Annotated in this window: 8 protein-coding genes; 6 read left to right on the forward strand and 2 right to left on the reverse strand. The window is 43.5% G+C overall.

Annotation, left to right across the window (positions count from 1 at the left end):
- Positions 1–27: 27 nt before the first annotated feature.
- Positions 28–2,340 carry a glycoside hydrolase gene (locus tag BCT49_RS09005; RefSeq protein WP_102434947.1) on the forward strand — a complete coding sequence of 771 codons (2,313 nt, stop codon included), beginning with the start codon at positions 28–30 and terminating at the stop codon, positions 2,338–2,340.
- A gap of 123 nt (positions 2,341–2,463) precedes the next feature.
- Here BCT49_RS09005 and BCT49_RS09010 read toward each other — a convergent pair whose 3' ends face one another.
- On the reverse strand, positions 2,464–3,366 hold the full coding sequence (locus tag BCT49_RS09010) for a LysR family transcriptional regulator (RefSeq protein ID WP_102434948.1): 903 nt from the start codon (positions 3,364–3,366) through the stop codon (positions 2,464–2,466).
- A 127-nt stretch (positions 3,367–3,493) separates the two neighbouring features.
- On the opposite strand from BCT49_RS09010, the gene BCT49_RS09015 reads away from it, so the two are divergent.
- The 5 genes from BCT49_RS09015 (at position 3,494) to BCT49_RS09035 (ending at position 9,766) form a co-directional block, all read left to right on the forward strand.
- A complete protein-coding gene (locus tag BCT49_RS09015; protein ID WP_102434949.1) occupies positions 3,494–4,558 on the forward strand; it encodes an HlyD family secretion protein in 1,065 nt (354 codons plus the stop codon).
- Between the two features lie 3 nt (positions 4,559–4,561).
- Positions 4,562–6,112, forward strand: a complete 1,551-nt coding sequence (locus BCT49_RS09020) for a DHA2 family efflux MFS transporter permease subunit (RefSeq protein WP_102434950.1) — start codon at positions 4,562–4,564, stop codon at positions 6,110–6,112.
- Positions 6,113–6,454: 342 nt separating this feature from the next.
- On the forward strand, positions 6,455–8,044 hold the full coding sequence (locus tag BCT49_RS09025; RefSeq protein ID WP_102434951.1) for a response regulator: 1,590 nt from the start codon (positions 6,455–6,457) through the stop codon (positions 8,042–8,044).
- On the forward strand, positions 8,038–8,370 hold the full coding sequence (locus BCT49_RS09030) for an Hpt domain-containing protein (protein ID WP_102434952.1): 333 nt from the start codon (positions 8,038–8,040) through the stop codon (positions 8,368–8,370). The genes BCT49_RS09025 and BCT49_RS09030 overlap by 7 nt, the downstream gene beginning before the upstream one ends.
- A gap of 499 nt (positions 8,371–8,869) precedes the next feature.
- Positions 8,870–9,766, forward strand: coding sequence for a sigma-70 family RNA polymerase sigma factor (locus tag BCT49_RS09035; RefSeq protein WP_102434953.1), 897 nt, complete (start codon positions 8,870–8,872; stop codon positions 9,764–9,766).
- 206 nt (positions 9,767–9,972) lie between these two features.
- Here BCT49_RS09035 and BCT49_RS09040 read toward each other — a convergent pair whose 3' ends face one another.
- Positions 9,973–10,326: a hypothetical protein gene (locus tag BCT49_RS09040; RefSeq protein ID WP_102434954.1), complete on the reverse strand. Its 354-nt coding sequence runs from the start codon at positions 10,324–10,326 to the stop codon at positions 9,973–9,975.
- Positions 10,327–10,475: the final 149 nt, after the last annotated feature.

Here is a 10,475-nt window from a genome sequence, read left to right on the forward strand (position 1 = left end):
CGTACTTACCCTTTACGGAATCTAGATATGCTCAATGTTCGTCATCAACTTAATTTTACGTCTTTCGCCATCGCGGCTCTCTTCAGTACTTGTGCGTTCTCAGCAAACGCACAAGATAATCAAGTCACCCTTATCCGCAATAGCCATACCAACAACAGTAACGACAACAACATAGTGTCGATTTCAACAAAAACACTAGCGATAGATTGGAATGACTTAAGCGTTAATAGCGCTGCTTTGACCGTTGATCGCCAGCCTCAAAAGGTTACTCACCTAGTCACAGATTCAAAAACTAAGGCTTCTTGGACGCTAGTGCCTAGCGGAATCCATGTAGAAGCTGGACTTAAGCAAGGTGATCTTCTTGTCCAATTCACCTTACCTACAAACACAGAAGTAAAACGAAATCACCCCATCGAACTCGCTTGGTTTGACCTTGCAGAGAAACAAACTCAAACCCTATTCCTGCCTTTTAGCGAAGGCATGCGTGTTCCTACCAACAACAAGCAATGGGCCAATTACCTAGTCGACAATCATTCCGAAAGTAACACCACTCAAGACTTGAAAATGCCGTTTTGGACTGTACAACAGAATGATCAATTCATCAGTTATCAGATGATTAACCCAACCAACAACCAATTGCTTTTTTCTGATGCCTCCTCGGATAAAAAGACCAAGATTGATATGCGCGCTTCACACCAATTTACAGAGCTGAATCAATCACAGCCTTTTACGGTTCGTATAACAATTGGAGACTCTTGGTTAGACGGCGCCAAACAATACCGCGATTGGCGCATCGATCATGGTCTCTCTGAGTCACTAGTGGAAAAGCAAAAGCGTAATTCAGATGTGAGTAAGCTGATTGGTGCGAGTCACGTTTATCTGTTTGGTAAAGACGCGTTAAGTATTCAAGATGTGAGCGACTGGTGGGGATTAAAAGCTTGGTACCTAGAAGACTCTAAACTAAACATTTCAAGTGAAGCGAAGCGAGAGCTGTCAACTCTATCCAAGGGTAAAGATTGGTTTAGCCAATATCACAAACAGCTGTTGTTGGACTCTATCAGCCAGTCATTACAAGGCTTGTACCCTGTTGCAACGCCAACACTTGCTGATAACACCATTAAAGCTCAACACACTGCAGCTCAACATAAAAAGAACTGGTTGATTAAACACGCCTCTTCTTATCTCAATGCACCTGATACTTGGGGGCAAGCCTTATCATTGGGTATGGTCAGTAATCTGAACAAAGCAGGATTAAACAAACTTTGGTTAGGCTTCGATAACTGGATGCCAACATTCTATCAACCCAATGCCGTCGAACTGGCTAAACAATCCGGTTATCTGGTTGGCACCTACGATTCCTACAACACAGCAATACCCGCCAGTTTGAACGACAACTGGTTAACAGCTCAACTGCCGAAACCCATTCGCGAGACTTGCGCGATTGAGTTGGCAGATGGCAGTTTGAAAAAAGGATTCCGAGGAAACGGTTATTATCTAAATCCGAATTGCCATTTCGAATACGTGAAACAGCGAGCCCTCGACATCATGCGCTTTGGTCACTTCAATAGCCTGTTCTTAGATGTCGATGCCACCGCCATGGCGCGTGAGGATTATCGAGACAATACCAGTGAGTCGGACATGCTTTCTGCTTTCAATAACCGCATGCAGTGGTTAAGCGAGCAACCAGATTTAGTTCTGGGTTCTGAAGATGGTAATAGCCTGACCACCAAAGGCATCGCGTTTGCACACGGCTTAGAAACGGTCGGCTTTGGTTGGACTGACAAAGACATGAAAGAAAACCGCAAGTCGCCTTATTACTTGGGCCGTTGGTATCCGGATCATAAACCTGACTTCTTCTTTAAGTCAGCTAAGGTCAAAGAACCCTACAAGTCATTGCTGTTCTCACCTCAATACCGAATTCCGCTATACCAAGCCGTATTCCATGACGAAGTGATTAACACCCACCATTGGCATTCAGACAGCTTAAAATTCACCAATGTGAAAGCTAATCGTGATTTAACAACCATGCTTTACAACACGCCAGCGATGGTTCATTTAACGAGAGATGAAGCGTTATCGAGCTCAAGCCCAAGGCTTAAGGCATTGAAACACTATCAAGATGGATTTGAGCCAATACATGAGCAGTTATGGGACAAGGCGCTAGTTGATTTCATATGGTTGGATAATAGCGGCAAAGTTCAACAAACCGTGTTCGATGACGGTAGCAAGATAATCGCAAACTTCTCTGACCAAGCGTTTCACAAAAATGGTATCGATGTTGCGGCAACGTCTATCAAAGCCGTATTAAGTAATGGACAAGTCGTAGAGTGGCAACCATAGCTCAATTGATCGCACTCTTACTCTTTCATTAGTGAGTTCGTTAGCTTTCAGTTCTTTAGTGTTCTATTTCCATACTAAAGAACTGAATTCTTTTGTCGCGATTTAAGAGTGATTAGACAAAAGCTATTCATGGTGGCGGCTTTGAAATGCCGTTAGCAAATAATCGATGAAGACCTTTTTACGTTTAGGCATGAGCTGCCTGTCGGCATACACCAAACTCACCGAGACTTGTGGCATGTCGTATTCAGGCAGTAAGTGCACCAATCGGCCAGTTCTGAAATGATCTCTACAGATGAATTCAGGCAATACAGCAAGTCCTAGCCCGTCAACACACGCGGTAAGGCATGCCGTAATGGTATTCACCTTGAGCTGGCTTGGAAGCTCTATCAGCTCGGATTCACCGTCATCAAGCTGTAACTTCCATTTAGGCAAACGCGCCGCTTTATTCGAGACCTCAATCATTCGAAATGGTGATTTGAGGTCCTTCGGTGTTTTGATTTCACCAAATTGTTCTAAATACTCAGGGCTTGCGACCAATACACGCTCAGAAGTCGTTAAGTAACGAGAGACCAAACTAGAATCTACCAACTCACCAATCTGCGCGTAAAGATCGATGCCTTCACCAATAATGTCGACTTCACGGTTAGTCAGCTCCAAATTCATCGTGACATTCGGATGTTCAAGAAGAAAGCTGTGAATATACTTCGCCAGTACTTGGTGCCCCAACTCAACAGGAAGCACAACGTTTAGAGGGCCACGAATCAGATCTTGGTTAGCTGAAACTTCTAATTCTGCTTGGTTCATGATCTCGTGCATTTGCATGCTCGATTGATAGAAGCGCTCACCTTCCGGTGTTAATACCAAACTTCGTGTCGAACGAGTGATCAACCTCACACCTAGATGCTGTTCTAGCTCAGCAAGTTTTCGGCTTACTGTCGACTTGGTCATGTTCAGCGCCTCAGCGGCATGTGTGAAACTCCCACAATCAACGACTTGTGTAAAAACAGTGACCGCATTTAAGTCCATCCGACCTCTCCAAAATCATAATTAGTAAGATTTTTGCAACAGTGTTTCTCTTTTTTCCTATCTTATCAATCAATGAGATTCATTTACAATTCGTTACATCTAAATAAAATCAAAATGAGAAAAAGAAATGACAGATATCAATAACGCTTCGCAACCAGTAAGCACAAAAAAACGTAAAAAAGCACCGCTTATTGCTACTGCGATCATGCTGTCATTGGGCTTAGCTGGCGCTGGATATTGGTATGGCTATGGCCAGTACTTCGAATCGACCGATAACGCCTACCTACAAGGCGACATCACCAATATTAGTCCAAAAGTGTCTGGCTACATTGTTAAGTCTTACGTCAGTGATAACCAGTCGGTTAAAGAAGGCGATTTATTGGTTCAAATTGATGATCGTGATTACCAGTCCGCACTTGCACAAGCTCACGCCCATTTAACAGTAGTCGAATCAAGCGTACACAACCTTGTCGCTCAACAAACGTTACAACGTAGCCAAATTAACCAAGCCGAAAGCCGTGTCGATTCAGCACAAGCCGAATATGAGCGTGCTATTCAACAAGTTGTTCGCTCTCGTAGCCTATTGAAACGTAATTATGCGTCACAAGATGAAGTCGACAGCATGGTCGCACAACAAAAAGTCACCCAAGCAGAACTCGAAGAAGCGAAAGCAAACCTCGTCGCAAGTAACGATCAATTGATCGTAATTGCCAGTGAAATCGAACAAGCAAAGGCCTCAGTAACCGAAGCTCAGGCGCAAGAACAACAAGCGCAGCTTAATCTGGATTACACCAAGGTCTACGCACCAACAGACGGCGTGATTGGCAAGCGAAGTGTTCGTGAAGGTTTGTTGATTCAAGCAGGCGCGCCACTAATGAGTTTGGTGCCAAACAACCAAGTATGGATTGAAGCCAACTTCAAAGAGACACAACTGAGCGGCATTCACAAAGGTCAGACTGTTGAAGTTGAATTGGACGCTTTCCCAGGCCAACCACTTGAAGGCGTTGTAGACAGTTTTTCTCCTGCTACGGGTGCAAAGTTCGCACTGCTACCGCCAGAAAACGCGACAGGTAACTTCACTAAAATCGTTCAACGTGTGCCTGTGAAAATTACTATCTCAGATCAGCAAGAGTTAAAAGGTCGACTGCTTCCTGGTTTGTCTGTGGTCGCGACCATCGATAAACGAGGCTAGACCATGAGCAACACCGCTGTTGTCAGCCCAACTAATGATGAGAACGAGGTTTCAAGACGCCATTGGATCGCCCTATTTGGTGGCCTGATTGGCGCGTTTATGGCGATCTTGGATATTCAGATCACCAACTCATCACTCAAAGACATTCAAGGTGCCTTGTCTGCCACCTTGGATGAAAGTTCTTGGATCTCGACGTCATACCTAGTCGCCGAAATGATCGCTATTCCACTCAGTGGTTGGCTTTCAAAAGCGCTTGGTAAACGCCGTTACCTCACTTGGACGACGGTCATCTTTACCTTCTCGTCTTTGTTATGTTCGTTCTCGTGGAACATGACCTCGATGATCATCTTCCGAGCAATGCAAGGCTTTAGTGGTGGTGCATTAATCCCACTCGCCTTCTCGCTGGTTATACAACTGTTGCCCATCAATAAACGAGCGGTCGGCATGGCATTGTTTGGTGTAACAGCGACGTTTGCGCCGTCTATTGGTCCAACGTTTGGTGGCTGGCTGACGGAAAACTTCTCGTGGCATTATATTTTCTACATCAATATTCCGCCCGCTCTGCTCGTGATCACCATGATCCGGTATGGTTTGGACGATGAAAAGCTTGATCTTGGAACGCTGAAAAAAGCCGACTGGTTCGGTATTGCGACCATGGCGCTGGGGTTAGGTTGTTTGGAAGTGGTTTTAGAAGAAGGTAACCGCGAAGAGTGGTTTAGCTCAAGCTTTATAGTGGGCCTGAGCATTGTGTCCGCGGTGAGTTTGGTTTACTTCGTGATAAACGAGCTGCAACACAAAAAGCCACTGGTGAATTTGCGGCTATTGCGGGATGCGCAGTTTGCGATGTCTTGTATCGCCTATTTGATCTTAGGGATGGCGTTGCTCGGCTCAATCTATGTATTGCCGTTGTACTTAACGCAAATCCAGCAATACAACGCAATGGAGATCGGTGAAGTACTGATGTGGATGGGTTTCCCACAACTACTGATATTCCCAATCGTGCCCAAGCTGACGCAAATCATTAAGCCTAAATACTTGGTGACCTTTGGTTTCGCGATGTTCGGTTTAAGTTGTTACGTAAACACCCACATGACGATTGATTTTGGTGGCCAGCAGTTGATTTTGTCTATGGTTCTGCGTGCTATTGGTAGCCCATTTATTATGGTTCCGCTGTCTTTGGTTGCTATGAAAAACATCAGCAAAATGGACACCCCTGACGCTTCGACTTTAACCAACGTAATGCGTAACTTGGGCGGCGCGTTCAGTATTGCGATTATCGCTACGCTACTGGATAACAAAACCCGTGAGCATCTTGCACACATCAAAGAGTCGCTACCCTCGGTGAGTCAATTAGGTTGGCAAACCCTCAAAGATCAACAAGCGTTTTTTATTCAGTCAGGAAGTGATGCTGCGACCGCGATGCAACAAGCGCAAGCAAGCCTGTTAGGAACAATGCAACGTGACGCCGCTATCATGGCTTACAACGATGTGTTCTTAATGATGACGGCATTCTTGGCGTTAGCCGCCGTGTTGATTCTTAATATGCGAGATTAGAATTAGAGCCTTTTGTTAAACTTCACTATCGACATCAAGGCGAAGCGAACGAACAAACGAACAAGCGAACAAGCGAACAAGCGAACAAGAGCAAAATATCGAGTAAAAGATCGAGGCACGAAATAAAGAGGCAAGCTTAATGGCTTGCCTCTTTTTGATTGATAAAACCTGTATCACCACACAAAATCTAGGTGAAAAAAGTAAGTGTAAACCGGGTTTAATCAATGTTGTCGAATACTCTTTAATTACCAATAGTTTATTGAGTATTTACATGTGAGCTAGGCACCTTGACAATGTGCAACCTGACACCTAAATTAAAAATAACATTTGGTATTGAGGAAAATGGATTTGACCTTACCACCAGACCTACGGGTTTTGATTGTCGACGACTCTAAAAGTGCAACGATACTTATCAAGCAACAATTGGCGAGCCTAGGCATTGCGCGTGACTGCATTTTTATTGCAACCGATTATCGACAAGCCATTAAAGCGGTCGAGACGCACTCTTTTCATGTACTCCTCATCGATTACCACTTAGAGCAATCCTTTACGGGGTTTGAGCTTTTGGGGATCCTGTATCGAAATAGACTTATTGATCATACGGTAGCGACGATTTTGCTCTCTGGAGACATGCGTCAGGAAACCGTATTAACCGCCCTCTCTGGCGAGGCGCACCATTTCATTTCTAAGCCGATTCACACTCAGTCGTTAGGTAAGAAAATCCAAAACGCGGTGTTCGAATCGCAGCAAATTGATCAACTAAACCGTCTCTACCCGATTAACACTCCTGAGTTGCTTAAACAGGCATTAGACATCCCGAATAACCAAGTGAATGTTCAGTTCGAGGCAACACTCATTGAGCATTTAATTGCAGGTCAAAAATGGGACTTGCTGTCGAGTGTTATCACTAACTCAAAAACGAAAATGCACCCGACCAAATTAGTGGCAGAGGCATTGATTCTAGACAGCTTAGGCAAACCGAACCTAGCGATAGAGAAGCTGCACAATTACTTGATTGTTCAGCCACTGTCATTAAACGTGATTGATTGCTTAAGCTGCATCTATGAAAAACATAAGATGCTGCTGCCTGCACTTAAGCTGGCGATCCGAGCATTTGAAATGACGCCAAGTATCAGCCATCGCGCAATAAGAGCGATCGACTTAGCAGAGAATGTCGACAATACGCACATGCTGATTAAGCTTGGGGAAATGTACGCGACCCACATTTCATCCGCCGACATTGATTTGATTCACTCCATTGGTACGCACTATGACTCGCTAAAAGCGACCTACCAACGCGAAACTCAAATACAGAATAAACGCATGTTGCTTGAGCACGCCAATCAGTTTACTGAGCTGGTTAATTTAAAGCTGCCTGCGAAACAGCAACAACAGGTGTTAGCAAGCCTTGCTCTGTTTCAAAGCAGTATATTACTGATAGAAAACAGCCCATCGGTTGCCCATAAAAAAGTAATACGAGCAACCAAGCTTTTATCGAATCATTTTTTCAACCAACCCACTTCGCTGCTCGCTCAATTGCTGCCTTTGCTCAGTCATTTTGGTGAATACTCGTTATATCACCTTGTGGCTGAATGCCTAAGATCTCGTGGTGAGAAAGTACAAGATCAACTGGCGTCAAACACGGCCGATCCTTCGACTTGCATCAATATCGGAAATTCGGGATCGATTCAAGAATTGAAAGATTACATTCACAGCTACCCTTATTCAGTCGCCGCTAAACTTGACTATCTATATGCCGTCAATAACGCGCACATAGAAACAAACCTTAGCGACGAATATGTAGAAGAACTGACTCAACTAGAACTTCCACCAAGATGGAACCAATGGATCAATGACTCATCACGCAACGGTTTTTCTACTAAGCCGCCCAATCCATTTTCAACATGCAGCCGACAGGAGTCCACATGCTAGATTTTGATGCTTTAAACGCTTACTTAGATAACGACAGAGACGTAATTTTCGCTGTGTTATCAACGTACCAAGAAGATCACGGAAATTCGTTACAAGAAATAGAAGAATTAGTACAACAGCAAGACTGGGGCAAGCTTCATTTTACTGTGCATACTTTGAAAGGAATATTGGCTAGCTTTGGCGAAGAGACAGCAACGGTCGCTCTAGAGAATGTAGAACAAACCACATTCAATAAACTAGCGCCTCAGGCTGACGACCTCTCTGTCATATACAGCGAAATGAAGATCATCAATCAACAAATCGATGAAGTACTCAGCACTTATTAGTCAATTCACTGAGGTTTATTAGTAATAGATTTTAGTCTTGGCTAATAGCTTTTAGTTTGGATAAATCTCTAAGTATGAGTAATAGCTTTCAAGCTTTACACGGCGACCAATGTCAGCGGAACAGGTTAAAGAGCAGAGGTACTTTGGAAACATGGAACCTCGACTCTTGCCATTTTCTCCTCATTATTCCCTGTCAATTACAGAGTCCAAACACACCTATAAATTCACCTCATTTATCTACATATAACAATGCATAACACGTGCTTTATAAACACCGCATGTTCATGTTTTATCTGCAATAACCTCCCTCTCAATAAGATGCAACTTAGTTAAATATTTGTAGTTCTTTTTGTGACAAAAACATACGAAATTGCATTTTATTTATTGGTAAAGAAGAAACTGTTATCTACACTCTAATGAAACCAAGCGTTAATCACTTGGTGGCATAATAATAAAATAAAAAAATAAAACGTTCAGTCGGCTAAAAAAGGACAAGGAAATGAACAATGACAGTTTTGCTGCGTTTCAGGGGCTCACGGATGACACACCCATTAAAGAATCATTTTCTACCACTGCAGAACCTTATGCTCACTATCTAAAAGATATTGTGGGCATTGACCTGTTGTCGCGTGAAGATGAATTGTATTACGCAAAATTGAATCGTTCAGGCGATAAACAAGCACGCGACGTAATGATCGAATCGAACCTGCGCCTTGTTGTAAAAGTCGCAAAGAGTTACCTAAAGCGTAAAGGCAATAACTTCACACTCCTCGACCTGATCGAAGAAGGCAACATCGGTTTGATCAAGGCCATCGATAAGTACGATCCAGAACCTGGCTATCGTTTTTCGACCTATGCTGTGTGGTGGATTCGCGAAAACATTGAAGCGGCCCTGATGAACAAAGGTCGTACCGTTCGCTTACCTGCTCATGTGTGCAAAGAAATTAATAGCCTTGCCTCAAAGAAGCTTGATGTAAGCAAAAAAATGCGAAAAGAAATCTCGATCTCAGAATTATCAAATAGCTCAGGCGTAAAAGCTGAACGTGTCGATCAACTGATCGCGTTAAGCGGATTTATTGATGTAACAACAACGGTTGGTATCAGCCATGCGCCACTCGTATTGGAACAGTGTGAAAGTGAATACATCCCGGATCCTCAACAGGATTGTGAAGACCGATCATTCACACATGCGCTAGAGCAGATCATCAACACACTGCCACCCAAATTGCAGAAAGTGCTCATTCATCGTTTTGGTTTCTTCGATAACAACGTAAAAACGCTATCCGAAGTCGGACAAATGTTGGATGTGAATGTGTCTAATGAGCGAGTTAGACAGATGCAGAAAGAAGCAGTCGAGAGAATTCAAAAACGACTCAAGTTTGATGGTTGGGTCTAAGTGATTTAGCCATCGGTAAGATAAGTAATTAAGCAAGAAACTGAGTAGTCAGAACACTAAATAGCTAGATTAGTCATTTAAAGAACAATCACAAGGGTGAGCCTCAAAAGCTTGCCCTTTTTGTTTGCCTGCTTTCTTAGCAAACTTGAGTCATCATAAGCACTCAAAACAAACAATCATGGTCAGCGAACCAAGGCTTCGATTATTCACCTTAACGAAGTGGTTCGTTCGCTGCGTAGAATGAGATAATTGACGTAGGTAGTTTCAAGGCAGTCTTGTTCCCACAACGACAAGATACGCTTAGTAGCAAAGTAATAATCTTTGTTCCTCAATAACATGCCAACCGTGCGGCTGAGTTTCTCAAATCGAACTTGGTCGCTGGCCGAAATATATTCGTCATCACTTTGAATAATTGGAGCCAAACCATCGGCAAACCAATTATTTAGAATTTCTCGCATCTCCAATTCAGCTTCAGGCACATCCACACTCGACAACTCACGATGTTGAGGTGGTGGCACGATGTATTTGGATGCTTGTGGTGAACTGACATATCGATACATGTCGTCCCTCCTTTTAACTGGCTCTTCTAATAATTAAGGACATTTTTATTGGTTCACAAGTTTTAATGCCCAGTTTTTAACAGCAATTATTTAAAGCAAGTGACGAGCAATACAGCACAAATAAAAAGCCACGCAAAGCGCGCTCTGCA

The sequence above is a fragment of the Vibrio lentus genome (assembly GCF_002875945.1).
GTDB lineage: Bacteria > Pseudomonadota > Gammaproteobacteria > Enterobacterales > Vibrionaceae > Vibrio > Vibrio apostichopi.

Bases quoted from the DNA above. Each gene is read 5' to 3' on its own strand.
- BCT49_RS09005 (WP_102434947.1), top strand. From the start codon at position 28: ATGCTCAATGTTCGTCATCAACTTAATTTTACGTCTTTCGCCATCGCG.
- BCT49_RS09010 (WP_102434948.1), bottom strand. From the start codon at position 3,366: ATGGACTTAAATGCGGTCACTGTTTTTACACAAGTCGTTGATTGTGGG.
- BCT49_RS09015 (WP_102434949.1), top strand. From the start codon at position 3,494: ATGACAGATATCAATAACGCTTCGCAACCAGTAAGCACAAAAAAACGT.
- BCT49_RS09020 (WP_102434950.1), top strand. From the start codon at position 4,562: ATGAGCAACACCGCTGTTGTCAGCCCAACTAATGATGAGAACGAGGTT.
- BCT49_RS09025 (WP_102434951.1), top strand. From the start codon at position 6,455: ATGGATTTGACCTTACCACCAGACCTACGGGTTTTGATTGTCGACGAC.
- BCT49_RS09030 (WP_102434952.1), top strand. From the start codon at position 8,038: ATGCTAGATTTTGATGCTTTAAACGCTTACTTAGATAACGACAGAGAC.
- BCT49_RS09035 (WP_102434953.1), top strand. From the start codon at position 8,870: ATGAACAATGACAGTTTTGCTGCGTTTCAGGGGCTCACGGATGACACA.
- BCT49_RS09040 (WP_102434954.1), bottom strand. From the start codon at position 10,326: ATGTATCGATATGTCAGTTCACCACAAGCATCCAAATACATCGTGCCA.